This window comes from Propionivibrio pelophilus DSM 12018 (genome assembly GCF_059569095.1).
Window position 1 is genome coordinate 1 of sequence record NZ_JCANUT010000053.1, and the last position, 25,783, is coordinate 25,783.

Sequence of the window (25,783 nt, forward strand, 5' to 3'; positions counted from 1 at the left end):
GCAATTGTTGGGACAACGCGCCGATGGAGAGTTTCTGGGGTTCCCTGAAAAACGAGTTGGTGCATCACAGGCGCTTTACTACGCGCACACAGGCCAGGCAGGAAATCACCGAGTACATTGAAATCTTCTACAACCGAATTCGTAAGCAGGCGAGACTGGGTTATCTGTCGCCGGCACAATTCACCCAGCAATACCATGCAAAACAGATAGCCGCTTAACCCGTTGGACTCTACGGTTGACGACCTACCTCAGGTCTTCCGGTCTACGGCCATGTGGCCCAACTGGGTGAGTTCTGCTGGCAACCCAACCGCTTGAAGCCGGCCGGCTTCGAATTGCACCGCGTCCTGAATGAACTGGCTACGCGTCCGGCCACCGCCGCAGAGGAAGATGTCGTCTGGACCCGTCTGCTGGCGGGGCAGTTGGAGATTTACACTCGCCGCAACAATGTCGGCGGCAGCAAAATACCCGTCCATCTCCTGCATCGTGCAGACAACACGCCCATGCTGTCCGGACTGAAAGGACTTCTGTGAGCGCCTCACTGCAACGCGCCTCGATGAGTTTTGTCGACTTCGACGGACATACGGAACTGCTCGCCTATCACTGGGTACTGTCTGATGGGGGTCGCGCGACATCCAGGCGCCCAGCACAAAGGAACGATTGCACGGTACGCGCCTTGGTGATCGCACGGGGGCTCAGCTACGACGGCGCCTACGATTGCCTCAAGGCCGCCGGACGCAAATGCAGTCGAGGATTCGACTTCGCGCGCTGGATGTCACGGCAGACGTGGGCCACCAAGTTATCGTTCCCCGCACGGAAGGGCGAGCGGTGCATGACCCTGGCGGCCTTCTGTGGTTCTCATCCTGAAGGGACATTCATCGTGCGCGTGGCCAAGCACGTCCTCGCCGTCAAGGACGGCGTGGCGTACGACTCGTTCGAGAATCGCCCCGACCGATGCGTGTATTGCGCCTGGGCCGTCCTATAGAAAAACTCGCTCGCAACTCCGCTCAGAATTAGGGGTGCGCAACAGGTAAGATCCATGAGTATCGCCACGGCACATCCGGAACATCATGGATCTCTCCGAAGTACTGCATCTCGCTTCGTCTCAATACATCATTCCCGGCAATCCGGAGACCGACGCCTACATCCTTCCCGTATCAGGCGGCGCGGACAGTTCGGCGCTGGCCCTTCTGTTGCACGAAATAGCACCACAGATCCCATTCCGGATGGTCTTTACGGACACAGGTGCCGAAGAGCAGGACAAGCTGGAGGCATACCTGGGCAAGCCGATCGAGCGGATTCAGGGAAAGTCACTCTTTGCCCTGATTGAGGATTTCTCCGGCTTCTTACCCAGCCCGCGCGATCGCTATTGCACCCGCGAACTCAAGCTTATTCCATTCCGCCGATGGATTGCCCGGTTCGATGGCCAACGGAAGTGGGTTTTCGTCGGCGTTCGTGCCGACGAAAACGACCGAATCGCGTTCACTTTGCCGGAAGCGGAGATGCCTTTCGTGGATCTCGGCATCACGCGCGACTGGGTGTATCGCAAGCTGGCGGCCACCATCGGCATTTCGAAAAACTATCGCACCCGTAGCCGCTCTGGATGCACGGTTTGCCCCTATCAACGCACCTCGGAGCTGGTCGGCTTGCTGCAGCGCAGCCCAGAGGATTTCGCACGCGGAGCGCGGTGCGAGAAACTCAATGCCCACGATGCGGTTCGGCACCCCGCACCGGAGGAACACGCCGCATGAGTACGGGTGTCGCCACCATGGGGCCAACGTCCGTCAATCCGTTGAGGACGCGCGGCCTGAAACCCATCCACGATCTGGCCGCCTACCGGCCGCACGGTGACCGGCTTCGTTATCTTGCCGGGTGCCGGTGCAGCCAATGTCGCAAGGCCAACAGCGCCTACGAGCGTGACCGGCAACAAGCGCGTGCCGTCGGCGACTGGAATGGCTTGGTGGATGCAACCCCCGCCAAAGCACACCTTCTGCAATTGGCTGCAGCGGGTGTCGGCCGGCGGGCTGTCGCCGCCGCAACGGACATCTCACACACCACCATCCAGGAAATCCGTGCGGGAACGCGTCTGCGGATTCGTGCACTGTCGGCCCGGAAAATCCTCGCCGTTACGCCGGCAATGGCCTCCGACCACGCATTGGTCGATGCCAGACCGACGTGGCGCCTCGTCCAGCAACTCCAGAATGCAGGTTTTTCCACGGCCCGCATCGCACGTGCCATGGGATACAACGGGAGCGCCTTGCTCTTGGGGAAAACGCGGGTTACGGCCCGTAACGCGGCGCGCATGGTATTGGCGCACGCGCAACTGATGGCGTCCGATGAAGTTGAGGTCAGTGCGGCTCCCAGTCTCCGCAGGATCGCCAGATTGCGCGAGGAGGGGTTTACGGACAAGCAACTGGCACGATTCCTTGAATTACCAGACGGCAACTGCGCCATTCCCGCCCGCAAACTGCCCCGCGCACTTGAAAAGCGAATTACCGACCTTTATGAGCACCTGATGAATTAACGCTCCCGGCAATACTTTTCCAAAACGCATATGCATCGGTTTGGCATACTCTCACTACTTACTAACAGGAGGAGTGCCTTGCAGATACAGGATCTTGGGTTCATTGAGTTTCTTCTCACACGCTTTTGCGACGCCCACGTTTTCGGCGACGACGAGCACGAGGCGTTGCAGTTCGCACGGGACATTGTGCGCACCCTGCGCGCCGCCAATCACCTTCCCCGCGATTTTCAAGCCAGCGACCTGATCGGACTGATTCAACATAAAAGTCAGCTTCCTGAACGCCCCCAGTCGATCGTACGGCTTCCGTCCGGGGATGATCGCCAATATGACCGCTTCGCCATTCTTCCCGGTGGTTTGTCTCTGCAGTCGGCCATCGCTGCTGCCAACAAGGTCATCCGCAAAGCCAACCAGGAAGACCACGACAGCGAATCTGGCGGCTGTGTAAGATCGGTCATCAATCGCAGAGTCCAACGGGTTAAGAGGTCGGTCGTGTGAGTTGCCTGATGCTTTTCGCAGGATTCCGAGCAATCGGAGGGATTTGGGTGGTCCGATACCGGCGATGATTTGCTGGTGATGCCCGCAGACACGTTGCCAGACAGAGCGGGGGGCCATCTGCTCCGCAGCTTCCTTGTAGCTTGCCTGAAGCAAAGCAGAGACGTGCATCAAAATGGCTCGGGCTTGTTCGCAATGCGCATGCAAACCGTTCCGTGCGATCGTGGTTTGTCCAGCATGCTCGGTTCGACGGCCAACAGCAGACGGCACAGCTAGGGACGACTGGTGTGCCTTGTGCCGCACATCGGGATGGGCCATGCGAACGAAAAGACTCCACCAGTTGTAGGCTGCGGTGGTTGTCGATGGCCTCGTCGTGGATAGCGATTTCGCTGGTCAGGGGGGCACAGGACGATCACACGGCGCCTGCACTGCAGCCCCAAACCAGCCAACGTCAGCTCACCATCGAGCCCCTCCTACCCCTGTCCGGCGTCCGTCCAGCCCGGCTGGCAAAACAGTTTGCCTATCCCTCCGCCCATATACATCCTCAATCCGCACGATATCGTCTTCACCAAGATAACTGCCGGATTGCACCTCGATCATCTCCAGATCCACTTTGCCGGGGTTTTCCAGGCGATGTTGCGTGCCCAATGGAATGAAAGTCGATTCGTTCTCACTGACCAGAAACGATTTTTCGCCGTTGGTCACCCTAGCCGTGCCCTTCACCACAATCCAGTGTTCGGCGCGGTGATGGTGCATCTGCAAAGACAGCGACGCGCCAGGTTTCACGGCGATACGCTTGACCTGGAAGCGATCCCCTTTGTCGATGCCTTCGTACGAGCCCCAGGGGCGGAAAACACGAGTATGGAATTCGTGCTCGCTACGACCAGTTTTCTTGAGGTAGTCCACCACCTTCTTCACTTCCTGCGCACAGCGGTTATCCGCCACCAGCACTGCATCAGCAGTTTCGACGATCACCACATCCTTAAGTCCGATGGCGGTCACCATGCGCGATTCGGCGCGCACTAGGCTGTTCGTTACGCCATCCAACCACACATCGCCGCGCACCACATTGCCCGCAGCATCCTTGGTACCGACATCCCACAAGGCGGACCAGGCACCGATGTCGTTCCAGTCGATGTCGGCCGGTACCACAGAGGCCCGTTCGGTGCGTTCCATCACCGCATAATCAATGGAATCGGCTGGGCAGGCAGCAAACGCGGTTTCGCCGAGCCGGCAGAAATCAAGGTCATGGTACCGACTGGCCCAGGATTCTTTGCAGGCACGCCACATCGCCGGGGCATACTGCTCCAGTTCGTCCAGATATTGCCGACAGGAAAAAAGGAACATGCCGCTGTTCCAGTAATGACCGCCGGCCTTCAGCAGCGCCCGGGCCGTGTCGGCATCCGGTTTTTCGATGAAACAGGCGACGCGGTGAGCTGCCGTGTTTTGCAAAGGCTCACCTTGCTGGATGTAGCCATAGCCGGTTTCAGGTGCATTTGGCATAATACCAAAACAGACCAGATGGCCTTGCCACACCGCTTGCAAGCCTTGGTCGATGACCTGGTGAAAGGCGGGGACGTCGGTGATCAAGTGATCGGCCGGCAAGAGCAGCATGACTGCCTCGGGGTCTTTTTCAATTAGCTGCAGGGCGGCAACGGCAGCGGCTGGTGCGGTGTTTCGCCCCACTGGTTCGAGCACGATGGCGGCGGGGCGCACGTCGATTTGGCGCAGCTGCTCGGCAATCAGGAAGCGGTGATCGTTATTGCAGACGATCAGCGGCGCATCCATACCCTGCACTCCGGCCACACGTTGCACGGTTTCCTGCAGCATCGAAAATTCTGACACCAGCGGCAGTAGCTGCTTTGGTACCGCCGCACGTGACAACGGCCACAAGCGGGCACCGGAACCACCGGAAAGAATGACTGGATGAAGCATGTTGTTATTTCTCTCTATGTTCAATTCTCAAGCAACAACCGAAAAAGTTCAGGGGTGTTCCCTCCTTGCAACTTGCCCCTTGCTCCTGCATCGAACGTCGGCGCTGGCGGGACGGCACCTCTGAGCATATTGGTCAAGATTTTGCGCCGTCACGTCGGCAATCAGCGCGGCGAAAGTGGGGGCAGCGAACTCCTTCTGCCCATGTCGTTCGGCTGCCAAGCGCGGCGTGGTCTTGGCGAAATTGGCGCCATGCGCACCGACAGCCAGCTGGTACGCAAGACCAGGTATTTCGCGCCGCTGGCGGGCAGCGCCTGTTCGCCGGCAAACTTGGTCTTGCCGTAGATGCGCTGCGGATTGGGCACCTCTTCCTCGGCGTAGCAGCCGTCCTTGCCGCCATCGAAAACGTAGTCGCACGACGAGAGCACCGATGCGCGCCGCTTCCTCGCCGAAAATGCCGGGCGCCACGCCGTTGATGGTCTACTCCAGGAGCGGCACAGTCTCGGCCTCGTCCACAGCCGTATAAGCCGCCGGATTGTCGATGACCTTGGGCCGTGTCTCTCTCACCAAGCGACGAATTGCAAACGCATCGGCAAGATTGCATTCCGCTTGATCGGCCGCCACGATTTCGCTCAGCGGGGCGAACTCGCTGCGGTTCGACACCGACCTGGCCGTTCTTTCCGGTAAGGAAAATTTTCATGTTGCGATCCGCGATGATCGAGCCTTCCGACCGAGACGCGCTAGCAGAAAACGCCCCAAGCCGGCGAGTAAAAGTGCGACGGCAATCCCCATGCCATCTGCCAGCCAGTCAGCGAGGCTGGCCGTGCGGTAGGTGGTAAACAGACCTTGGCAGACTTCCAAGAGCGTACCATGCAGGAGGAGTGACATCGCCAGCGGCGTGGCTGCATACCTGCCCGCGAGACCAAGCAGAGTCAGAAAACCATAAGCAAACACATGGGTCGCCTTGTCGAAAACCGACAAGGTGCCCTGCTCTCCTCCCGGCATCGGTATTGCCACCGCCACATAAAACAGCGCCATGGCAAAAGTCCACAGCAGAATTCGGAACATCTTCGTATCAAACACGCTAGGTTCTACCGCGCGAATCTCCCCAGCGCATGGGGCAGGCGTCATCGCCCGAGTATTCTGCCTCGCCACAGCTATCAACACAATAATAGGGTGACATAATCTTGTCGGCGAAGAATTGGTTATCCGCGATGCGGGTGTATTCGAAAAGGATGCTGCGCTCTACGTTCGCGCCCGGCCGCAGGTGGCAGCCATGCCCGATCCAGGTCGGGCCGACGACGGTGGCGCCGGCGTCGATGCGGACGCCCGAGCCGACATACACCGGGCCGGTGATGTCGACCTCGTCCCACGCGATCGAGGTGTTGAGCCCGAGCCATACGCCCGGCCTGGCCTCGTGGCCGGGCATGTCCATCGTCGCGACCTCGCCGCGCAGGACGCGCTGCAGCACGGCCCAGTAGTCGGCGATGTTGCCGATGTCGATCCAGTTGAAGTGACGCTGCTGGACAAAGAAAGGCAGGCTCTTCTCGACCAGCAGCGGGAAGAGCTGGCTGCCGATGTCGAAGGGCACGCCTTGGGGGACAAGCTCGAGCACTGCCGGTTCGAACAGATAGATGCCGGTGCTGGCGAGGGTGGAGCGGGCGCATTCAGGGCGCGGCTTTTCCTGAAAATACTGGATGCGGCCGGCATCATCGGCGACGACGATGCCATACGAAGACACCTGCGCGGGCTCGACATTCAGTGCCACCACGCTGGCCAGGGCGTTGTTGTGCCGATGCTCATCGAGGGCCGCCCGGAGGTCGAGGTCGATGATGGCATCGCCGCAGATCACCAGCGTGGTGGTGTCGAAGAAGCCGCTGAAATCCTGGATCTTGCGCATCCCGCCCGCCGACCCGAGCGGGCGCGGCACGATGTCCCCGTGATCGCGCGCGCCCTCGTACGAATAGCCGATCTCCACGCCCCAGCGGTGGCCGTTGCCGAAATAGTTTTCGATGCGCTCATGGTGATGCGATACATTGACCATGATCTCGCGGATGCCAAAGCTGGCCAGATGTTCGATCAGGTACTCCATGACCGGCTTGCCCAGGATGGGAATCATGGGCTTGGGAATGCTTTTGGTCAGGGGACGCACGCGCGTGCCCTGACCCGCGGCGAGGATCATCGCTTTCAAGTTTGCAACTCCGTGGAAAAATTGGTCTGCTGCGCGCGCCCTAGCGATCCGGGGACAGCGTCCGCTGCAGAACATGCCGGATCGCGGCCGGCAGATCGGGAAAATCCTTGGCGCCGACCGTGAAGGCATCCTTGCCGGCTTGAATGTTCTTGACATACCACGCCTTCAGGGTCTCGGAGCCGATCGGCAGGGTGTTGATCGTATCGATGCCGGCGGCCAACGCCTCGTCGCGCGCCTTGGGTGTCGGGATGCCGGCGTTTTCGGGGCCGTCGCCAGAAACGATCATGACCTTGCGCGTTCCTTCGAAAGCATTATCGAAAAAGAGTGGAAAACCGAAAGCCAGGGCCGAACCCGGCGCCGTCGTGCCATCGAACGGGCGGGCAGCCAATCCCTTCCCGTCGGAAGCGGCGGACCCCTTGATGATGGCTTCGGCGAAGCCCTGAGCGGCTGCGCGGCTGTCGATCAGCATCCAGGGCACGGCCACCCGCCTTAAGTCGGGAGAAGACCAGTACATAAGGGTCACGGCGATGCGCCGGTGGCGGCCCTTGGCGATGTATGCATCGAAAAGCGCGGAATCGCGGAAGGCGTCGGCATAACCGTCGCGCTGCAGCAGGTATTCCTTCGCATCCACGCTGCGCGAAACATCGACCAGCAACATGATTTCGGCATCGACGGCTTCGGCAGCCCGCGAGAACGGAGAAATGACCAGCACGGACAGCACCAGCGCGGCCAGCCAAAACACGCGCGACGCAGAAAGGGATTTACCGCCGATTCTCGACATAAGCTTGCGCTCCAAACGGTTGCCAACAGACACTCAGGGGGCATGACCGGCCGGCCCGGTTCAGGTGCCCGTTCCGGTTACAGGTAAGCATATTACAGCATAGGTAAGGTTACCGCACCGAGCCGGTGCGGATTTTCCCACCAAGAACCTGCGCCCAGCGGTCGGCATGGTAAATACATAAAGACTTTTCCTGATTAGCAATGAACGTCAGCCAACGTAATCGAGCGCCGGGGTTGCGGCGCGCAGCCAGCCGCAGCGATCAGCAGACGCTGATGCAGCGTGCGCAGGTCAAATCGTCGGTTGAAGCGATAACAGAACGCCGCCAGATAACGCGCCGCATACTTCCGGAAGTCGAACGCATGGTAGGACCCCGTCAGGCTGGTCTTGAGATTACCGAGAATGGTGTTGATCCATTTGAACTCGGGGACGTCTTTGGGTTTGCGTCCGGCCATGACCGTGGGTTGATGGCGACAACCCGCCTCGGTGACGGCCTCGAAGCACGCCAGTCCATCGGAGAAGACTACGCTGGCGGGGTCGAGATGGTCTTTCGCCCAGACCGCAATCGCCTTGAGGGTGAAGCCGGAGACAGGCGTCAGCTTGATGCGCAACGGGCGAGAGTCGTCGCTCAGCGATACGGCCGCGACAAACGGCACCTTGTTCTCCGAACCCCGGCCGACCTTGCCCCCACTGCGTTCACCGCCCAGATAGGCGTCATCGATTTGGACTGCCCCTTCAAGTACATAGCGATCTTCGCGTTCGGCCATCACCTGCATGAGTTTGTGGTGAATCAGCCACGCCGTCGGGTAGCTCACACCCAGTTGTCGCTTCAATGCCAAGGCCGACAGTCCGGTCTTGGCTTGGCTGATCAGGTAGATCGCCAGGAACCAGATCGTCAGGGGCAGCTTGGTGCCCTGAAACACGGTTCCGGCAATCAGCGAGGCTTGATGCCGGCACGCGTTGCACTGAAAGACCTTGCGAACGCCATCGCGCAGAACGTAATGGGCGGCGTGGCTGCATCGCGTACAGACAAAGCCGCTCGGCCAGCGCATCGCTTCAAGCGCATGCTCGCATTGCGCTTCGGTTCCGTAGTCCTTCAGAAAATCCGGCATCGACAGTCCCGGTTGAAATTGAATTCGATTCATCGCCATTGCACGTCCCTCCGTTTGTTCGTTGGAGGTGACTTTACGGTCAGCAAAGCTCACCAGATGAGCCCGGCTGACGTTCATTGCTAATCAAGAGACTTTTTGGGTTTTTCCACTTGGAGCGGACGCGATCATGCGGGAAACTGATATCAAGCATTAACGATAAAGTTTACGCAACAGGCATGCAGCCTCTCACTCCGGAAAAAGAACAGGAACTTGTCGATCTGTTGGTTTACCTGCGCAAGTTGATGGCGGAGGAATTCCCCATCAAGGACTCTGTCATTTGCCACGACGTCGTGCTGAAGATCATCCAGGCGCATCTCCGCAACGAAAAGATGATGTTCAAGCAGTTCTACGCCCTGTTCCCGTACAGCGAAATCGGCATCCGGAATCAGCTGGTCAGACTTGCCGGGGAAAACTGGATCCGGCTCGACCGCTCCACGGAAAACCTGCGCTCGAAGATCATCCAGGCCGAACCGAAGCTCATCGAGGCCTGGGAGCGCGTGTGCAGCCGGCTCGACGAAACGTATGCGCCGGATAACTTAGGGCGTCTTCGCGCAGAGCCCGAGGAAGACTGACCCCCGGCGCGGGCGCGGGACAGCGCCTACCAGTAGGACCATCGCTCCCAGACCATGACGTACAGGGCAAGCGTGAAGTTGGTGACCGCGTGCGCCAGAATCGCATCGCCGAGGCTGCCCTTGCGCAGATACAGCGCGCCGTAGCACAAGCCGGCCAGGCCGGCGGCGACCCAGTCGCCATGCAGGACCGCGAAAGCGGCGGTCGACACGGCCAATCCGGCGCCGCGCGCCCATGCCGGCGACAGCATGGCGCCGGCACGGCGTTCGATCAGGCGCAGCAAACCGGCCCGGAAAGCCAGTTCCTCGACCAGCGGGACGACGATCGCCGCGCCAGCCACACGCAGGAACAGCCACCCCGCCGCCCAGGCGGGCGCCACGGCGAACAGTCGGTCGCGAAACAGCATCGCTGCCTCGGCGTCCGGACGGATCAGGATGATCCAGAGGCCGAACACGAGCAGGCCAGTGAAGACTGCGAGCAGCGGACTGACGACTCTCAGCGGAGGCAGGGCGGCACGAATTTTCCAGGCCACCCAGGCAGCGACGAGGATATGCACCGGGTAAGCCCAGTAGAAGCCGCCGGTCATCAACTGGGTCAGGAACGAGGCGCCGATCAGCGCCGCCAGCGGCAGGAAAAGCAGTTCCTCGCGCTGCAAGGCGGGCGCACCGGCTTCGATGCGCGGAGGGCGCTTGAAAAATGCGTAGCGGGTAATGACGAACAGGGCCAGCGCCAGGGTCAGGATCAGTTCCACCCAGCCTGCTGTCGAATGAAAGCCCATCACCGCCACCTCGGGCGAGGCGTAGGTGCCGATAGCGACCAGGAACGCGATGCGCGCGGCGTTGAACAGCAGCAGCAGCACGATCGCCAGCGGCAGGATGACCAGCACGTTCGGGAACTTGAGCTGCGCGCGATTGATCACGAAATAGCCGGCCAGCACCAGCAGGACGATGCTGACGCCCTGGTAGCCCAGGCAGGTGGGGCCGATATCCACGGTGAAGCTCGGCGTGCCGAAATAGCTGCCGCCCGTATGCGCCACGTCGCCCATCCCCAGCAGGCGCGCGAGACGCGTCGCGATGGCGATGGTCGGGGCAAGGAAGAGCCCCGACCAGAAGCCCTCGAAATGGGACAGCAAGTTTTGCGCGAGGATGTACGCGATCACGCCGCCCGCGACGGCGCTGACACCGGGCAGGTTGCGGCGCAGTACCGCGCGCAGCCAGTCCGGCGGCAACAACAACAGCGCCGCGCTGGACGCCACGCCAAGCCAGCCCGCCGTCAGGGCCAGATAAAGCAGCACGAACACGCCATCGTCGCCCAGCAGCGCCGCCACGCGCGGAGCGGGCAGCGTCCACAGCAGGCTGCCGAGGAACACGAAGCATATGGCATTGAACAGCAGCAGCTTGCGGGACGGCCGGTAGGCCAGCAGGAGCGCACGGTTCGCCGGCTGCAACACTTCGCGCGACAGCAACATGGCCAGACTGATCACGCCGAACAGCAGTCCCTTGACCAGGTCGCGGTGCGCGACCAGCGCCGACAGGCGCGGGCTGGCGTAGGGCAGCGCCGTTTCGATCGCCAGCCAGCGGCCGAAGCGCAGCGCCACGCCCTCGGCCAGCAGCAGGAGGAGCACCCAGGCCAGTCCGCGCGCCATGCCGGGCAACCACGTCGCTTTCATCATGCCAACCCCCAGCGCAGCGCGAGCAGGCTGGCCCCCTGCGCGCCCAGCAGGCCGAGCAGCGGCCACCAGCGGTTATCGACGGCGCCCAGCGTCCAGCGGCGCAGCCGCAGCAGCAGCAGGGCGGCCCCCGCCAGGCCGAGATAGAGGCCCGCCACGCCGGCGACGAGGAGGCGATCCGGCGTCAGCTGGCCGCGCAGCAGGTAAGCCAGCAGCCCGCCCAGGGCAAGCGCCACTGCCGTCGCCAGCAGCCCGACCGCGAAGACGAAGACGCCCGCATGGGAAAACCCCGCGATGCGCTCGCGCAGCGAGAGCTGTTGCGGAAAATTCAGGATGAATTCGGTTTTGCGGCGCGACTGCACCGTGAACCAGGCCAGCGCGGCGGGAACCAGCGGCAGCAGCAACGCGAGGAAGGTCGCGGCGGCGAAGCTGCCCCACTGCGTGGCCGACCACGACTCGGTCTGCAGGGGCACGGCCGGCCTGGACCGGGCCACCGTCAAATCTTTCGCGACCGTGACGCGGGCCGCCGCGCGCAAGTCGGAGAGCAGTTGGCGTGCCGCCTCGGTACGGCGCTGCCCCAGCAGGGCCTGCGCGGCGAATTCGCCGGCCTGCTCAACGTCGATGGGGTCGGCATGGGCGGTGACGCGTTGCAGGATCACGACCGGTCCGGCTTCCTGCGGCGCCAGGACGCGCACTTCGCCATCGGCCATGCCGTCCAGCGCGGCGAGCGTCGCCGCGTCGAGCTGCTCGGGACCGCGCCAGAGTGCGCTGCGGCCCCCAACCCAGCCGCGCTCTGCCAGGCGGCGTTCGAGCCTGTCCCAGTCGGGCGTTTCCGCCGCGGCCGCGCGGATTTCCTCGAGCGCTGCGGCGGCGGCGGGCTGGAGCAGCAATTGCCGGAAACGAAACACCTGGCGCGCGCTAAATAGCACCGGCCGCTGTGCCACTACTGCATTCACCTCGCGCTGCGCGGGCGGGCGCACGCCCTGCAGGGCACGTTCGAGATGGAGCGACCCCAGCAGGCGCCGCACCGCGCGATCCATGACGGGGGCCAGCGTGCCTTCGTCCCCCGCCAAGGCTTCCTGCGCCGCCCTATGAAGAAGCTGCTCGTCGATCAAGGCATCGACGACCTTGCGGGTGACTTCCGGGGTCGGCGAGGAAATGCCCCGCCGGCGCAGCTCGCGCTCCATCGCCCCGCGCTCGACAGGTAAATCACCTGCCCGGGCGACGACAGGAGCATCCTCCCGGACGGCTTCATACACGATGTCCGCCTGCGCGCGCAGCTGCGCCGCCAGCGCCTGCAGTGCAGCGACGCGGGCATCGGCCTCGAGGCCGCGCTCGATCGCGCCACGCAGCTTGCGGGCATCGACGGGGTCGGGATAGGCGCGGATTTTTTTGACGATGGCGAGCTGGCCCGAATCGTCTTCGAGCAGCGTTCCCAGTTCGCCCTCCCCGAGTTTTTCCAGCAGGTCGAGATAGCGCGCCTCGATCTGTTCGGCTCCCTGCCAGCGCAATTCGATCACGACCGGCCAACCGTTGCGACGCGCCCATGCCCGCACGTTTTCCATTTCCTTGTGAGTGCGCAATGCCTCTTGCAAACGTGCCCGGCTCAAGCCGGCGGCCACGGGAAACTTCAGCCGCTGGTAATGATAGGTCAGGCGCTGGGAAAAATGCCGGGGATGGGAGGCGATATAGCGATCGATCTCCGGGTCGCCCGCCGGCGCCAGCCCGCGCAAGCGTGTGGCAAGGAAAGCTTCGACGCGGACCTGCCGCCGCGTGCGCGCAATCGCCTCGGCCACGTCGTCTTCCCGGTCAAGGCCTGTCTTCCGGGCCGCCTGGGCAAGCAGACGTTCATCGATCAGCGCCTGCAGTGTCCGGTCGAGCAGTTCGCGGGGCAGCGTTTCGCCGCGTCGCGGTCCAAGAGCCTCGGCGGCTGCCTGTTCCAGTTCGGCTCGGCTGAGCGACTCGCCATTGATGGTTGCGACGATGTCGGCCCAGGCCGGCTGCACCAGGAAGGCAAGCACCACGCCGACGATGAGGCGGAAGAAATTCACGGGGTTCATGTTGAAACAAAAACGCCCAGCCCGGCTGGGCGTTCCGTCATGCCATGCCGGATTACGAAAGGAGCATCAGGCAAACCTGGGCAAAGCCACGGAAAAGCGTTCACGACTCCGGAACAGCAAGAAGAGCATCGCCACCAGCAAGGCAGCCTGTGCCAGCTTACCGCCGTCGATTTCTGGAACGAGCTCTGCGCTGGTGAATGTATGGGTCAGAATTTTCGAATCAGTGGAGGTACCGCCGCTAGGCTTGTAGGTCAGCGAATAAGGAAACTCATACGTACCGGGATCCTTGTTGTCCAGCGCCGTGTAGGTGATTCCACCGACAATGAAGCGAATGCCATAGGGATTACCGGGATTCGTTACCGGGATGTTATATACGCTGAGCGACGTAAAGGAACCGGAAGTAATCCCGGCCTGAAGACCTATGTTCAAGCTGCCGGAATAAGTCGACACAGCCTGCCATGACTGGCTCGGCGCCCAGTCGTCACCGAGGATGAACCAACCGGATGACGTGATGCCGTTGTCCGTCGTGAAGGAAAAGTTGTATTGCGTATCGGCGCTGGCATACCCGGGCAGGAGGCTGCCCAACACCGTAACGAAACCGACAACGAACATGCGCAGGTATGTCATGATTTTTTCCGTAATATTTCCGGTACGCGAAATTTACTAACATATTTACCGCAACGCAAGCGTGCGCGGTACTGTTTTCGAAAAATATATTTACCTTACCCCGGCATCGCGCGCGATGCGGTCGATCCAGCCGTTGCGGTTGGTGACGGGATTCGCGCGCAGGCTCCGGACCCAGTCGTCCAAATCCGCGGGAAGTGCCTGCCGGCGCGCGAACAGCAGGGCGAGCACCAGCTTGTGCACCTGCGGATCGTGCGGGGCGTGGTAGCGGGCCTGGCGCACGGCGTGCAGGAAGCGCTCCTGCGGCGCGCCCAGCGCGTGCAGGGACAACGCCAGGCTGGCCCAGGTCCGGCCATTCACCTGCCGCAGGCGCAGCGAGGCTTCCTGGTGGCGCCGCGCATCGAGGAAAAAGCCCCGCCGCAAGGCTTCGCTGCGCCAGTACTTGCGGCCCTGCAAGGCATACAGGGCGCCGAGGTAATCATGCAACACGGGATTGTCGGCATCGACCGCGAGGGCGCGGCGCAGCTTTGCCTGCATCGCCGACCACTGGGCCATGTCCCAGCCAGCCTTGCCGGCCGCCCACAAGCCAATGCGGTAGCGCGGCTCCATCGCCAGCCAGTCTGCCACGACGAGGCGCTGGGCCGACCAGAACAGCCAGCTGCCCAGCAGCAACAGGACGACCAGCGCGGCCAGCGCCGGCGCCGGGCGCCCTGCCCCGCCGCGGGCGCCGCTCATGCGCGGCCTTCCGTGCCCGGCAACGCATCGCCGCATAACAAGGCCGGCCCCGTCAGGGTGAGGCGTGTCGCGAGGGCGTCATCGTAATGCCGGCGCATCCAGTCGCGCGCCGCGTTCAGGCACGGCCGCCGTTTCGACCCGTCATGGGCATCGCTCGCCAGCGCGGCGACCCAGTCGCGGTCGAGCATGAAGCGCGCGGCCCGTTCGACCCGGGGTCCGAAGTTGCCCAGCAGCGATCCGGCCGTCAATTGAAGCTGGCAACCGAGATCGAGCATCGGTTTGACGAGGACGGGCGCCTCGCGGATCTGGCGGTTTCTTTCCGGGTGGACGATCACCGGCCGAATGCCCTTTTCCACCAGCCAGCGCAGGAGCCGTGCCGTGCCGATCGGTATCTGTGCATCGGGCAGTTCGAGCAGCATGTTGCGCCAGCCTTCCGATTCGCCCAGGAAGGGAATCGCGTCGCGGGCCAGCAGGTCCGGCAGGTGTTCGGACAGCCGCACTTCACCGGCGCAGCCAAGGGTCAAGGGCAAACCGAGCGGTGCAGCAAGCACGCGCAACGCGTCGAGCGCAGCGGCGATGCTCCGGCGATCGTTGTCGAAGCGGCCGGGATAAACATGCGGGGTGGCGACCACATGCCTGACCCCTTCCGCCACGAACAGCCGCAGCATCATGAGCGCTTCTTCCGCGGTGGCCGGCCCGTCGTCGATGCCCGGCAGGCAATGCGTGTGAATGTCGATCACGGCGATGCTTCGCTCAGCCCGGCGACCGGGGTTCAGGCAGTCGTGCGCGCCGTGCCGTAGCTTCCGTAATAGCCCCGCTTGCCATAGCCCTTGTATTCACCGTAGTAGCGCTGGGCCTTGTCGAAATCGACCGAATTCAGGACCACCCCGAGCACGCGCGCGTCGACTCGCTGCAGCTTTTGCAGCCCCTTGCGGATGATCGGCAAGGGGGTATCGGCAGTGCGCACCACGAACACCGTCGCCGAGGCCAGGCTGGCGACGATCAGCGCGTCGCTGACCAGCTCGACTGGCGGCGTGTCGATGACGATCACTTCAAAGCGCTCCTTGAGCATGGCCAGGGTATCCGCGAACCGCTTCGATGAAAGCAGTTCCAGGGGGTTGGGCGGCAGGGTGCCGGCCGGCAGCAGGTTCAGGGTGCTGCCTTCCATCGGGTGGATGCATTCATCGATCAAGGTATCCCCGGAAACGAGATTGGCAAGCCCCTTGCAATCAGCTGGCAGGCCGAAACTTTTGGCCAGCCCCGGGCGACGCATGTCCGCCTCGACCAGCAGCGTCGATTTGTTCTGGGAGAGCGCCAGGGCAATATTGCTCGCGAAGGTCGACTTGCCCTCGGACGGCAGGCTGGATGTCACCGCGAAAACACGGATCGGGTCATCCAGCGCCGATAACAGCAACCCGGTGCGCGCGGTGCGTACCGCCTCGGCGAAGATGGAGCCCGATTGCTCCTGGTAAATGGCCAGCGTGGCATGGCCCGGTTCCGCGGCGAGGAGCGGCAGCGAGGCCAGCGCCGGCAGGTGCAGGCGGTTTTCGAGATCGTCGGCGCCCTTGATGCTGTTGTCCAGCGCATCGAGCAGCAACGCCCCGACCAAGCCGATGAACAGGCCGATGAACAGGGCGGCGAGAATCATCTTGGGCTTGTTCGGCTTGACCGGCGCATACACGGGAATTGCCGCGTCGATCACGCGGGCGACCACCTTATCGAGATCGGAGGCGATATCGATCTGCTTGGCGCGCGTCATGAACATGTCGAACATCTCGCGGTTGGTCTGGACCTCCCGCTCGAGCAGGCCGAGCTGGAACTCCACCTTGTTCACGCCCTGCGCCTTGTTGCGCTCGACGGCGGTGACGCGTTCGAGCGCGCCGAGGGTCTCGCGCGCGTTTTCGTATTCGCGCGCGAGGCTGGAGACGGCGAGGGACATCTTGCCCTTGAGGTTCGCCCGCGCTTCGGCAAGTTCCGCTTCGGCCTGGACGATGATCGGATGCTCGAAGCCGTATTTCTGCGACAACTGGGCCAGTTTGGATTTCACCGCGGTAACGCGCGCGTTGGCATCGGCGACCTCGGTCCGGTTCATGATCCAGGGCACGCTGCTGTAGTCGCCATCCCGGACGGTTTGCACCTGCCGGTAGATGCTCTCGACCTCGGTGAGCTTGACGCGCGCGGAGATGATCTGGGGCATGAGTCCTTCCATCTGGGTGGTGCTGACCGCCTCGGCCTTGCCGCGCACATTGACCAGGTTGTTCTGCTCGCGATAGCTCTGCAAGGCACGCTCGGCCCGGGCCAGATTCTGCTGGAGGTCGGCGGCGCGTTCCTGCAGCCAGGCATTGAAGCCGCGCGAAGCCTGAAAGCGGGCCTCGCGATCGACCTCGACGTACACGCGCACCCAGTTGTTCAGGATCACCGGCGCAAGGTCGGGGTCGGCAGTCTCGAAGCTGAGGCGAACCAGGCGGCTTCCCGGCGGGACTTCGGTGCTGGCCCGGCCCAGGAACGCCCCATAGACCGCTTCGGCGAGCCGGTCGTCGGTCCAGTCGACGGGTGGCGCCGTCGGGATCCCGAGCCATTCCCTAACCTGGGCTTCCCATGCCGGCGGCGGCTTGCGCGGATCGAACTCGGCACGTTCCCATAGCCGCATGCCGCGAATCGCCTGCATCACCACATTGCGCGACTTGAGCACCTCGATCTGGGTCTGCACGTTGTCGCCATAGGGACTGTCGAGCATGAAACCGTCATCCTTGCGCGCGACCGCCTGCTTGCTCGGATCGATCAGCAGGGTGGTCGTCGACCGATAGAGCGGCGGCATGGAGTTGGCGATCGCGGCGCCCAGCAGGGTAACCACCGCGGCAAGCAGCAGGATCGCCCACAGGCGCTTGCGGATGGCGCGCCAGTAGACGATCAGGTCGCCATCGCCGGCGGGGGCGGGACGAAACGGATCCTCATCGGCGGGAAAGGCGGGGAGCGAGTCTTTCATGATAACGGTGGCACCTGGAAATGATGCGCCGGGACCCGGCGCAGGAATCAGAAAAAGCTTTCCTCGATGGTGATGACGTCGCCAGGCATCACGGTGCTGGCGAATTCAACCCGCTCCAGCGACTGGGACGGGTCGCCGGCCCGGATGACGAACATCTTGCGCAGGGAGGCGCGCTCCAGCAATCCGCCGGCGAGCGATACTGCCTTGCGCAAGGTGAGGCCAGGCTGGAAGGGATAAGCACCGGGCGACCTGACCATGCCGTTGATGAAGAACGGCCGGTATTGCTCGATCGAGACCGACACGATGGGATTGACCAGGATGCGCCCGCGCAGGCGCTCGACCACGAGCCGCTCGACTTCGCCGAGCCTGAGACCGGAGACGCTGAGTTCGCCGATCGTCGGCAGGAAAATCGTGCCGGAATCGGTCAGGCGCACGCCGGGCTGGCTCAGGTCTGGTTCACCGAAGACGCGAATCGACAGTACGTCGCCGCTGGCGAGTCGATAGGTGGAAACGAAACGCGCGATCTCTTGCTGCTCCTGGGCTGAGGCGACGATGGAAGGGTCTGACTCCGGGGGCGGAGCCAACACCGGCGCCGGCCCCGCGCAGGACATCAGGACCAGACCAGCCGCGCAGGCGCACACGATCCGGCAAACCCGCTGCCATGAGAGGTAAACACGATCATGCAGTTTCATCAATCTCTACCCAAAGTTGCCCGCCGGCCTAAAACTTTACCTCGACCACCGCCATGGTCCGCTGCTGGACATAATCGAAGTCGGGATCATTGGAGTCGCGCCGGCCCTGGTTGAATTCTAGGCCCAGGCTCATCCAGCGCCTGAAGTCATAATATACCCCAAATTGGTATATGTTTACCCTGTCCTTGCGCTGCGTGGCCCCGGTTTCGTCGTAGTCCGAGCGCAACTGGCTCCAGCCCAGCACCGAGCGCAGATAGGATTTCCAGTCGTGCGTCCATTTGACGCCATAGGCGGTGGTCAGGACATAGTTGGTCTGGATCAGCGACGACACCGGATCGGTCACCCCGCGCGAAGTGGTGAAATCGAAACGGGAATACGTGAGCGGCTTCCAGTTGATCGCCGCTTCCCAGGACAGGCCGCTGAAGCCCGAGCGGAATTCGCGATAATCGCGCACGGTGCGGCCGACCCGGAGGGAACCCGAAGTGGCGGCGGTCGCGGTCCAGTTCGCGCCGATCAGGTAACGCCGCTCGGTGCTGTCCAGGCCGGCATCCGCGGCGCGGTAATCGTAGTTCGCATCGCGCAGTTCGAAAACCAGTTGGGTCTTGGGCATGATGCGATACAGGAAGCGGAAGCCGAGTTCACGGGAATCCACATCGGCGGTGCGCGTCGAGTCGCGGTTGTTCCGGTATTGCTTGGCGTTCTGGAAGGCATCGACCTCGATCCGGCCGCGCGCACCCTCGGCGCCGTAGCGATAAGTGCCGCCGATGCGCCACTGGGTGAAATGATCGGGTTCGCGATCGGCGCTGACCGTGCCGCCGACACGGTCGCGGTCGGTCGAGCCGCGCTGGTCGTGGCCATCCTGGTAGATCGCCTGCCAGCTGAGCGCGTGGCGCGCGGTGAAGAAGTTATTGCCCTGCAAGGTCAACTGGTGATTGTCGACGTTGTCGATGGAACTGGACTGGTAGCGATTGTAGGTGCCGTCGTAACCCAGCAGGTAGCGGTCGCCGTCCTGCTCGTAGTCGGCCAGCAGGCCGGCGCGCAGAACCCGCGTCGTCGAGCCGGTCGGGTTGCGGGGCGCCAGCGTGATGTTGTCGTCATGGCCGAAGCGCAGGGCCGCGGAAGGATAGAAGACCACGCTGCCGAACTTGAGCGGGTTGCCGTGTTCGCCGTCCCTGCCGGCGGGCACGGCAGCAGCGGGTTCCTGCTGGGCGCAAGCGGCGCCCACGCCCAGCAAACAGAGGCCGATCACGGCAAGATTTTTGTCAAACATGGCAAGCACCTGAAGTCATGGGGGAATGGCGAAAGCACGGTGCGTGGCACGAACGCTGCCCGACACCCTGCGTCCGCAACACGAAGGCGATCCCCAGCAACACGACGAAAGTCAGCGCATTCGCGGGGATCTGGAAATGGAAATCGACGGTCGACTGCAGCAGGACCGCCGGAATCGCCAGAATCAGGCCGAAGGCCAGCCCGGCGTCGAGCGGCGCATGGGGCGCGCGGCGGACCTGCACGGCACGCCTGAGGGCGGCGACTACCAGCACGGACAGCAGGGCCGTGCCGACGAGGCCGGTTTCAGCCGCGAACTGGACGGGGTCATTGTGGGCGTGATCGTAGTACTGCCGAATCTCGGGCCCGCCGAAGCGCGGGAAAGCAACATGGAAGGTGCCGGCGCCGAAGCCGAACAGCGGCCGTTCGGCCACCATGGCCAGGGCATGCAGGGCCGGGCCGCTGCGATCCTCGAGGCTTTCCTCGGCCGGGCTGTCGAGGCGGACGATCGCCGTCTCGTTGAGGCGGACGATCGCCGTCTCGTTGAGGCGCTCGGCGACGCGGTCGAACCCGATCCACTGGCCGACCACGGCGACATCGATGGCGACGATGCTCAGCAGCAGCCAAAGTCCCCTGCGGCTCAGCCGCCCGGCCCGGTAGAGGAGTGGCACGCCGAGCGCCACGATCGCCAGCAGCAGGGCGACATTGCCCATGCGCGACTTCGTCAGCACCAGCGCGATGACCATCAGAACCAGGATCAGGCGCAGGCGCATCGCCGGCGATAGCACGAAGCTCAGCAATGCGGCCGTGCGCTGTCGCCATCCGCGCATGGGCGCCATGCCGCCCTCGACCCCGGCGAGCAGCAGGCCGATGCCCAGGGCCAGTGTCATCATCAGGTAGTTGGCCAGGCTGTTGTGATAACTGAAGCTGCCGAAAGCGCGCAGGGCATGATCGATCTCGAAATAGAACAGGCTGGTTTTGGCGTGCGCGGCATGCAGCATGATGGCCAGCAATGCCTGCGCCACCCCGGAAAACACCAGCGCCAGTGCCAGCAGGCGCAGGCGGCGCCCGCTGGTGACCAGCAGCAGCACCAGCAGCAGGGCGCTGGCATGGACCGTGGCCAACACCAGGTGCTGGCGGGTATGGTGGGGGTCGACGCTGGAGACGCCGGACCAGGGGGCGACCAGTTGGAATTGCAGCAGCAGCAGGAAGGCCGCGAGCGCCGCGACGGCGGGCCAGCCGCGGGTCAGGGCGGGCAGTGGCGAACGCTTCAGATAGAGCCCGACAATGGCGAATGCACCGAGCAGCCCACCCAGCAGGCCGGCCAGCAAGCCAATGGCCCAGACCCGGTTGCTGCCCAGCGGCAGTGGCGCCCAGATCAGCAGGACAAGAAAGGTATAGAAAAGCCACCGGTCGAACCGGACGGCCCAAACAGGCTGCGTCAATTTCGCGTCGATCCCCCGCCGCCCCCCATGATCGGCGGGGTGACGATCGGTGGCACCGGCGCCACGGGTTCCAGGACAGGCTGGGGGGCCGGTGCCGCGGGTTCAGGGGTGGGTTCGGGAACCGGTACGGGAGCCGCGGGCGGCAGCGGCTCCGCCGGGGGCGTTTCAGGCGCCGGCGCCGGTTCCGTTGCAGCGGGCGTCTCCGCGGGCTGGACTGGCTCGGTCGCCGCCGGGGTCGGGGCGGGTTCGGTTTTCGGCGTGGGGGTGACGGCCTCGATCGCCTTGGTTTCAGTTTCGCTCGCGCCGACCGAAACGGCCGCCTTCACCGCGGGGGCGACGACCGGATCGGAGACCACGATGACCGCGGCGGCGGCCACATCGCGTGCTACCCCCTCATTGACGAGGACGACCGCGACCGTGACGGGATCGATTTTCTGGCTGGCCAGCACAGCGGCGACCAGCTCAGGTTTGTAGCCCAATTCGAGCGCCGATGACACCACCTCGTCGAGCGGGAACCCTTCGACGGTAAAGCGCTCGATGAACGCCTGCACCTCGCTGTACGAAGCCTCGTCAGTCGTTCCGCCCGCCTGATTTTGCGCGACGACGAATGCAGCCGCGACGAGGCCGATGACGCAGGCCAAGGCAAGCAGCGCGCCACGCAAGGAAAAACGAGGCCGCCAAAAAGCCATTGGCCAGCAACACCAGCGCAGCGGAGGTAATGTTTGCACGATCACGACGCCCATGAGGTAATTATGGCACATTACCACAATATGTTTACCATTTTCATTGCCTGCGTGAAAACCCGGCGATGGCCCTCGCGTAAACCTGCCGGATGCCGGCCACCTTGGCCTCCCAATCGTATTCGCGTGCGACCTTGCGACGCGCCGCCTCACCCAGCCGATGCGCCAGTCCGGGATCGTTCGCAAGCCGCGCCATGGCGGCCGCGAACCCTTCCACCAGATCGACGCGCGAAGTTGGCGGGATCAGGAGTCCGCAGTCGGCGTCCAGATAATCCGCCGGGCCGCCCCATTGCGTGGCAATCACCGGCAGGGCCATGGCCATGGCCTCGAGCACGACCGCGCCGCCGCACTCGAGCAGGCTGGGCAGCACCAGCGCGTCGCTCTGCCGCAATTGCCGGGCGCACTCGGCCTGCGGCAGGTAGCCGTGAAAGCAGACGCAACCGGGCACCCCGGGCCGGGCCGAGAGCATTTCGAGCCGCGCCGCCAATGCCTTGAGCCGGCGGCATTCTGGACCCGCGCCGATAATCGACAGGCTGAGCGGCATGACCGCGCGTCCGCGCGCCCGCATGAAAGCCTGCAGCAGCAGGTCGACACCCTTCCAGTCGATGAGCCGCCCCATGAAGACGAAGCGCACGCACTTGCCCGGGCCCGAGGGCGCAGGCGACCCGGGGCGCCAAACATCGAAATCGACGCCGTTTTCAGCAAGTTCGATGACCTCGCCGCGCGTTGCCGCCGGCAGCGCCGCGCGCGTGCGGGCGTTGGCGACCAGCAGGATGGCGGCCTCGCGCTTGCCGGGAAGCCAGCCGTTGAGCTGATCCGTGAGCGCGCGACCGGCGCGGATCAGCCAATCGACCACCCCGCTCTGGCGCCGGGCAAACGCAGGCGGGAAATCCATGCCGCCGTTCATCGGCCCGATCACCACCGGAACGCCAAGACGGCGCAACAGGCTGGGCTCACGCGGCGAAACCGGCATGGGCTGATGCACCACGTCGATAGCGGCTTCGGCGATGAGCGCGCGCAGCATGGGCAAGGCGCGGACCTGCGTGACCAGGCGCGAGAGGAAACCCGTGGTGAAGACCGCCAACCGCGTCGGCAGCAGTTGGCCAAGCCGGTAAAGGATGACTTGCAGCAAGCTGTCCTCCACCCAGCGGAGCGTCGGCCCCGCATCGGGAAACAGCGCTTCCAGTTCGTCGCGGGCGCGCGCATGACAGACCAGCCAGACCGGAACCCCCTGCTTGCGCAGTACCCGGAAGTAATGCACGGCCAAGCCCGCTTCGCCGGCGGCGCGCAGGGATGCCTGCTCGGCAAAGATGAGGACGCAGGGGGGAGGCGGCATCAGTTGATCCGGTTCGATCACCCCGCCATCATACAAAAGTAACTTTACCTTTTGCGCAATGGAATATCGGGCGCCGTCACGGGACGCGCGAACAGTCGGTTTACCAGCACGACGGTTCGCGCGGCCTTGTCGCCAAGCGCACGTCAAGTCACCACGGGCATGCGGGACAAGCGCCAGGACTGCGCGTCGCGCAGGGCCCGCAACGCCTTGTAGAGTTCATTGTCGAGCGCCGACTGGTAGCGCGAAAGAATCTCCGGCGCGGCCGGCAAAGCACGGCTTTCGCGGTAGAGCTGCAACATGCGGCGCACCTCGAAACCGGCCAGCTTGTCCTGGTACTGGCGGATGAAATTGCCGAGGAGTTCGCGCAGCGAACTGAAATGCCTGGCGAGGTAAGCCGCCGGCCCCTGCGCCCCGGCAAAACCGCATATCACTTCGTAAGGCAGGGGAAACTTTTCCTCGAGCTGCGCAAGGTCGACGATTCCCGAGTCGAATGCAGCCTGAAAGATGGCGAGTTCTTCCAGCACGTCGTCGGGCGCATAGTCGGGAATGTCTTCGGGCCGCTCGGCCACCACCGACCTGACCAGCTTGTCGTTCCAGTCGCGACCGAGATAGGGTGCCACGTGGGAGGCCGCCATGTCGCTGTGGTCGAGATTGCCGAGGGTTATCTGGGCCGACTCGGCCCGCACCAGGCGGCGCTGCCGCCAGATCGCCACGGCTACCCGTTCCACCAGCGTCATCTCGACGAGGCCAACGGGTTCGAGTTCCTGCATCATCCGGGCCAGCAAGGTGTCGAAATCTTCCTGCCGCTCGCCCGCGACGATCAGGTGACGACTGAGCATGCCGTGTTGCAACGCATTGCCGCTCACCCGGGATTTTCCTTCGGCCGTTTTGGGACCGGTACTCTTCAGGGCATTGGCGCGGTTGCTCTTTTGTTTGGTCGCGGAGGTCATCGGGTTGGGTTTGTTTGGTAGTTTGCTCAGATTCGCGCTATTCAGGCATGACAGGGAAATCCCAGATCACCTCTATGGCCTGTACTGACTCCGCATCATCGCAGCCCAAAAACCCGCTGATGATGCCGTGACGTGTGCGTTATCGTGATAAAGAGGTTTACCGTTCTCCGCAACCTTGCAAGTACCGGATGCACACAGGGCTGCCGAAGGGGAAAATGTCTGCTTGATCAGGTGACTGTTCGCATCCAGCAACCAAAAGAAGAAATCAAACTCGGCAAGATATTCTTCCTTGCGAAATTCGATGTCAGCAGGCATGCCAGCGATTTGCGCTTTCGCCAATTCGACGGGTACGTTGCCACGCCCACCCGGAACCGGTTCCCAGACGTATACCTGCTTACCAAGCTGGTGAGGGTTTTCAATCGACGCCCGGAAACGGTTCTCGAATACCTTTAACGATTCTTCACGCGATACCAGATTGTTGATATGAGTTGATACCCCTCCTTCGATAGGCTGGCGCCAGCAAGACACCATCAGGACACGGCGGATCGATTGCTGCTGCGCAAGAAAGCTGGCAATAGCGTCATTGAATGCGAGGCAAAGCCCTTTATCCTTGAACACATGTATACCCGTAACAGGCATGCAGGAATTGCGGAACATGAACAATCCGGACTTCCCCTGCCCGGCTAGCCACTCATCGAAAGCACCGAATGCGGCGGCGGCATGTGAATCGCCGAAGATCAGCCACTCGGGGTCAGCATCCCTTGCCCCCATGCGACAAAAATCCTCACGGGACGCCAATCGCTGGCCGCGGTATTCGCACTCAGGCACCTGCGTCCGATCTTTGACGAAGCTGGCCAAATGCATGGCCTGTTCTTGAAACCGTTGTGGAAAACCGGCCGCGTGCAGGGTAACCGCCACCAGACCCACGGTGACCACAATCCCCGCCCCGTAAGCGCTAGCAATCGACGACCCGGATAAGCGCAATCGGCCACTGCGAACCGGTTGCTCTATCAGGTGGTAGATCATCAACGCCAGCACAATCGATGCCAGAAACATCGTGAGGCGAACCGGGGTTGTGTAATCATCACCCAGAGCTTGACGCGCAAAGACATGTATCGGCCAATGCACAAGATAAAGGGGGTAGGAAATCCTGCCGATATAAACGATGGGCGACAGGCTCAACAAGCTAGAAGTTGCCGTATGCTGCCGCCCCCCCCCAACAATAACAAGCGCTGCACCGACCACCGGCAGCAGCGCGAATGTACCGGGAAATGCCATTTCTCGGGAGTACGCCACAACACCCGCAATAATGAGTGCCATGCCAAGCTTGCCGAGCATGTCATCACCGCGGCGCGAACGCGAAAAATGGGTCGCCACATAGTAGCCAAGGCTGCCAGCAAGCAACTCCCATGCACGTGTAGGCAACAGATAGAAAGTTGCCTCGGGCTTGCTTGAAACGAAATAGAGATTCAGTGCAAACGAAGCCGCGCACCCCATCGATAGAATCAACCAAATCCTTGTCCGACAATGACGGTGCAACAGATACATAATTATTAACCCGGCCCTTAAATAGGCTGTTTGCTGTATGATTTCCGCATGGAAAAGATTGATGCGCGTAAGCTGGGTTATGAGGGGCGAGATACGC

Annotated in this window: 27 protein-coding genes; 7 read left to right on the top strand and 20 right to left on the bottom strand. The window is 62.9% G+C overall.

Annotated features, from left to right (window positions below):
- The 6 genes from BO74_RS16825 to BO74_RS16850 form a co-directional block, all read left to right on the top strand.
- Positions 1-218: IS3 family transposase (locus tag BO74_RS16825; protein ID WP_496443845.1), on the top strand; the 218-nt coding region annotated here is incomplete at its 5' end.
- A gap of 54 nt (positions 219-272) precedes the next feature.
- On the top strand, positions 273-530 hold the full coding sequence (locus tag BO74_RS16830) for a hypothetical protein (protein ID WP_496443847.1): 258 nt from the start codon (positions 273-275) through the stop codon (positions 528-530).
- Positions 527-982 carry a hypothetical protein gene (locus BO74_RS16835; protein WP_496443849.1) on the top strand — a complete coding sequence of 152 codons (456 nt, stop codon included), beginning with the start codon at positions 527-529 and terminating at the stop codon, positions 980-982. The genes BO74_RS16830 and BO74_RS16835 overlap by 4 nt, the downstream gene beginning before the upstream one ends.
- Before the next feature lie 85 nt (positions 983-1,067).
- Positions 1,068-1,748: a hypothetical protein gene (locus tag BO74_RS16840; RefSeq protein WP_496443851.1), complete on the top strand. Its 681-nt coding sequence runs from the start codon at positions 1,068-1,070 to the stop codon at positions 1,746-1,748.
- A complete protein-coding gene (locus BO74_RS16845; RefSeq protein WP_496443853.1) occupies positions 1,745-2,521 on the top strand; it encodes a hypothetical protein in 777 nt (258 codons plus the stop codon). Before BO74_RS16840 ends, BO74_RS16845 begins: the two co-directional genes overlap by 4 nt.
- Before the next feature lie 78 nt (positions 2,522-2,599).
- Positions 2,600-3,016, top strand: coding sequence for a hypothetical protein (locus BO74_RS16850; RefSeq protein ID WP_496443855.1), 417 nt, complete (start codon positions 2,600-2,602; stop codon positions 3,014-3,016).
- Positions 3,017-3,469: 453 nt separating this feature from the next.
- Here BO74_RS16850 and BO74_RS16855 read toward each other — a convergent pair whose 3' ends face one another.
- The 7 genes from BO74_RS16855 to BO74_RS16885 all read right to left on the bottom strand — a co-directional run bounded on the left by BO74_RS16855 (position 3,470) and on the right by BO74_RS16885 (position 9,065).
- Positions 3,470-4,948, bottom strand: coding sequence for a mannose-1-phosphate guanylyltransferase/mannose-6-phosphate isomerase (locus tag BO74_RS16855; protein WP_496443857.1), 1,479 nt, complete (start codon positions 4,946-4,948; stop codon positions 3,470-3,472).
- Positions 4,949-5,109: 161 nt separating this feature from the next.
- Complete coding sequence (locus BO74_RS16860; RefSeq protein ID WP_496443859.1) at positions 5,110-5,373, bottom strand: sugar nucleotide-binding protein; 264 nt, start codon at positions 5,371-5,373, stop codon at positions 5,110-5,112.
- Positions 5,374-5,425: 52 nt separating this feature from the next.
- Positions 5,426-5,608, bottom strand: a complete 183-nt coding sequence (locus BO74_RS16865) for a sugar nucleotide-binding protein (protein WP_496443861.1) — start codon at positions 5,606-5,608, stop codon at positions 5,426-5,428.
- A gap of 33 nt (positions 5,609-5,641) precedes the next feature.
- The gene (locus BO74_RS16870; protein WP_496443863.1) at positions 5,642-6,028 is read right to left on the bottom strand and encodes a VanZ family protein; all 387 of its coding nucleotides are present in this window, start codon (positions 6,026-6,028) and stop codon (positions 5,642-5,644) included.
- Between the two features lies 1 nt (position 6,029).
- The gene (locus tag BO74_RS16875) at positions 6,030-7,127 is read right to left on the bottom strand and encodes a nucleotidyltransferase family protein (RefSeq protein ID WP_496443897.1); all 1,098 of its coding nucleotides are present in this window, start codon (positions 7,125-7,127) and stop codon (positions 6,030-6,032) included.
- A 49-nt stretch (positions 7,128-7,176) separates the two neighbouring features.
- Positions 7,177-7,917: a DUF1194 domain-containing protein gene (locus BO74_RS16880; protein WP_496443865.1), complete on the bottom strand. Its 741-nt coding sequence runs from the start codon at positions 7,915-7,917 to the stop codon at positions 7,177-7,179.
- A 194-nt stretch (positions 7,918-8,111) separates the two neighbouring features.
- Positions 8,112-9,065, bottom strand: coding sequence for an IS1595 family transposase (locus BO74_RS16885; protein WP_496443867.1), 954 nt, complete (start codon positions 9,063-9,065; stop codon positions 8,112-8,114).
- Between the two features lie 176 nt (positions 9,066-9,241).
- On the opposite strand from BO74_RS16885, the gene BO74_RS16890 reads away from it, so the two are divergent.
- Positions 9,242-9,637, top strand: a complete 396-nt coding sequence (locus BO74_RS16890) for a hypothetical protein (protein WP_496443869.1) — start codon at positions 9,242-9,244, stop codon at positions 9,635-9,637.
- Positions 9,638-9,663: 26 nt separating this feature from the next.
- Here the strand turns inward: BO74_RS16890 and xrtE are convergent, their stop codons facing one another.
- The 13 genes from xrtE to BO74_RS16955 form a co-directional block, all read right to left on the bottom strand.
- On the bottom strand, positions 9,664-11,307 hold the full coding sequence (xrtE, locus tag BO74_RS16895) for an exosortase E/protease, VPEID-CTERM system (RefSeq protein WP_496443871.1): 1,644 nt from the start codon (positions 11,305-11,307) through the stop codon (positions 9,664-9,666).
- Positions 11,304-13,364 carry a hypothetical protein gene (locus tag BO74_RS16900; RefSeq protein ID WP_496443873.1) on the bottom strand — a complete coding sequence of 687 codons (2,061 nt, stop codon included), beginning with the start codon at positions 13,362-13,364 and terminating at the stop codon, positions 11,304-11,306. The genes xrtE and BO74_RS16900 overlap by 4 nt, the downstream gene beginning before the upstream one ends.
- Positions 13,365-13,430: 66 nt before the next feature.
- The gene (locus BO74_RS16905; protein ID WP_496443875.1) at positions 13,431-13,991 is read right to left on the bottom strand and encodes a hypothetical protein; all 561 of its coding nucleotides are present in this window, start codon (positions 13,989-13,991) and stop codon (positions 13,431-13,433) included.
- 90 nt (positions 13,992-14,081) lie between these two features.
- On the bottom strand, positions 14,082-14,723 hold the full coding sequence (locus BO74_RS16910; protein ID WP_496443877.1) for a hypothetical protein: 642 nt from the start codon (positions 14,721-14,723) through the stop codon (positions 14,082-14,084).
- The gene (locus tag BO74_RS16915; protein ID WP_496443879.1) at positions 14,720-15,463 is read right to left on the bottom strand and encodes a tyrosine-protein phosphatase; all 744 of its coding nucleotides are present in this window, start codon (positions 15,461-15,463) and stop codon (positions 14,720-14,722) included. The genes BO74_RS16910 and BO74_RS16915 overlap by 4 nt, the downstream gene beginning before the upstream one ends.
- Before the next feature lie 32 nt (positions 15,464-15,495).
- The gene (locus BO74_RS16920) at positions 15,496-17,709 is read right to left on the bottom strand and encodes a GumC family protein (protein ID WP_496443881.1); all 2,214 of its coding nucleotides are present in this window, start codon (positions 17,707-17,709) and stop codon (positions 15,496-15,498) included.
- A gap of 47 nt (positions 17,710-17,756) precedes the next feature.
- On the bottom strand, positions 17,757-18,401 hold the full coding sequence (locus BO74_RS16925) for a polysaccharide biosynthesis/export family protein (protein WP_496443883.1): 645 nt from the start codon (positions 18,399-18,401) through the stop codon (positions 17,757-17,759).
- 28 nt (positions 18,402-18,429) lie between these two features.
- Entirely contained in the window at positions 18,430-19,671 is a 1,242-nt protein-coding gene (locus BO74_RS16930; RefSeq protein WP_496443885.1) for an outer membrane beta-barrel protein, read from the bottom strand.
- Positions 19,664-21,112: an O-antigen ligase family protein gene (locus BO74_RS16935; protein ID WP_496443887.1), complete on the bottom strand. Its 1,449-nt coding sequence runs from the start codon at positions 21,110-21,112 to the stop codon at positions 19,664-19,666. The genes BO74_RS16930 and BO74_RS16935 overlap by 8 nt, the downstream gene beginning before the upstream one ends.
- Positions 21,109-21,840, bottom strand: coding sequence for a hypothetical protein (locus BO74_RS16940; protein WP_496443889.1), 732 nt, complete (start codon positions 21,838-21,840; stop codon positions 21,109-21,111). Before BO74_RS16940 ends, BO74_RS16935 begins: the two co-directional genes overlap by 4 nt.
- A gap of 55 nt (positions 21,841-21,895) precedes the next feature.
- Complete coding sequence (locus tag BO74_RS16945; protein ID WP_496443891.1) at positions 21,896-23,188, bottom strand: glycosyltransferase family 4 protein; 1,293 nt, start codon at positions 23,186-23,188, stop codon at positions 21,896-21,898.
- Between the two features lie 143 nt (positions 23,189-23,331).
- Positions 23,332-24,138 carry a hypothetical protein gene (locus BO74_RS16950; RefSeq protein ID WP_496443893.1) on the bottom strand — a complete coding sequence of 269 codons (807 nt, stop codon included), beginning with the start codon at positions 24,136-24,138 and terminating at the stop codon, positions 23,332-23,334.
- Positions 24,139-24,210: 72 nt separating this feature from the next.
- Positions 24,211-25,783 (bottom strand): acyltransferase family protein (locus BO74_RS16955; protein WP_496443895.1); only part of this gene is annotated, 1,573 nt, incomplete at its 5' end.

Excerpts from the sequence above, each read along its gene's own strand:
- BO74_RS16840 (WP_496443851.1), top strand. The coding sequence starts at position 1,068 with ATGGATCTCTCCGAAGTACTGCATCTCGCTTCGTCTCAATACATCATT.
- BO74_RS16845 (WP_496443853.1), top strand. The coding sequence starts at position 1,745 with ATGAGTACGGGTGTCGCCACCATGGGGCCAACGTCCGTCAATCCGTTG.
- BO74_RS16855 (WP_496443857.1), bottom strand. The coding sequence starts at position 4,948 with ATGCTTCATCCAGTCATTCTTTCCGGTGGTTCCGGTGCCCGCTTGTGG.
- BO74_RS16875 (WP_496443897.1), bottom strand. The coding sequence starts at position 7,127 with ATGATCCTCGCCGCGGGTCAGGGCACGCGCGTGCGTCCCCTGACCAAA.
- BO74_RS16880 (WP_496443865.1), bottom strand. The coding sequence starts at position 7,917 with ATGTCGAGAATCGGCGGTAAATCCCTTTCTGCGTCGCGCGTGTTTTGG.
- BO74_RS16885 (WP_496443867.1), bottom strand. The coding sequence starts at position 9,065 with ATGGCGATGAATCGAATTCAATTTCAACCGGGACTGTCGATGCCGGAT.
- BO74_RS16890 (WP_496443869.1), top strand. The coding sequence starts at position 9,242 with ATGCAGCCTCTCACTCCGGAAAAAGAACAGGAACTTGTCGATCTGTTG.
- xrtE (WP_496443871.1), bottom strand. The coding sequence starts at position 11,307 with ATGATGAAAGCGACGTGGTTGCCCGGCATGGCGCGCGGACTGGCCTGG.
- BO74_RS16900 (WP_496443873.1), bottom strand. The coding sequence starts at position 13,364 with ATGAACCCCGTGAATTTCTTCCGCCTCATCGTCGGCGTGGTGCTTGCC.
- BO74_RS16905 (WP_496443875.1), bottom strand. The coding sequence starts at position 13,991 with ATGACATACCTGCGCATGTTCGTTGTCGGTTTCGTTACGGTGTTGGGC.
- BO74_RS16910 (WP_496443877.1), bottom strand. The coding sequence starts at position 14,723 with ATGAGCGGCGCCCGCGGCGGGGCAGGGCGCCCGGCGCCGGCGCTGGCC.
- BO74_RS16920 (WP_496443881.1), bottom strand. The coding sequence starts at position 17,709 with ATGAAAGACTCGCTCCCCGCCTTTCCCGCCGATGAGGATCCGTTTCGT.
- BO74_RS16925 (WP_496443883.1), bottom strand. The coding sequence starts at position 18,401 with ATGAAACTGCATGATCGTGTTTACCTCTCATGGCAGCGGGTTTGCCGG.
- BO74_RS16930 (WP_496443885.1), bottom strand. The coding sequence starts at position 19,671 with ATGTTTGACAAAAATCTTGCCGTGATCGGCCTCTGTTTGCTGGGCGTG.
- BO74_RS16945 (WP_496443891.1), bottom strand. The coding sequence starts at position 23,188 with ATGCCGCCTCCCCCCTGCGTCCTCATCTTTGCCGAGCAGGCATCCCTG.
- BO74_RS16950 (WP_496443893.1), bottom strand. The coding sequence starts at position 24,138 with ATGACCTCCGCGACCAAACAAAAGAGCAACCGCGCCAATGCCCTGAAG.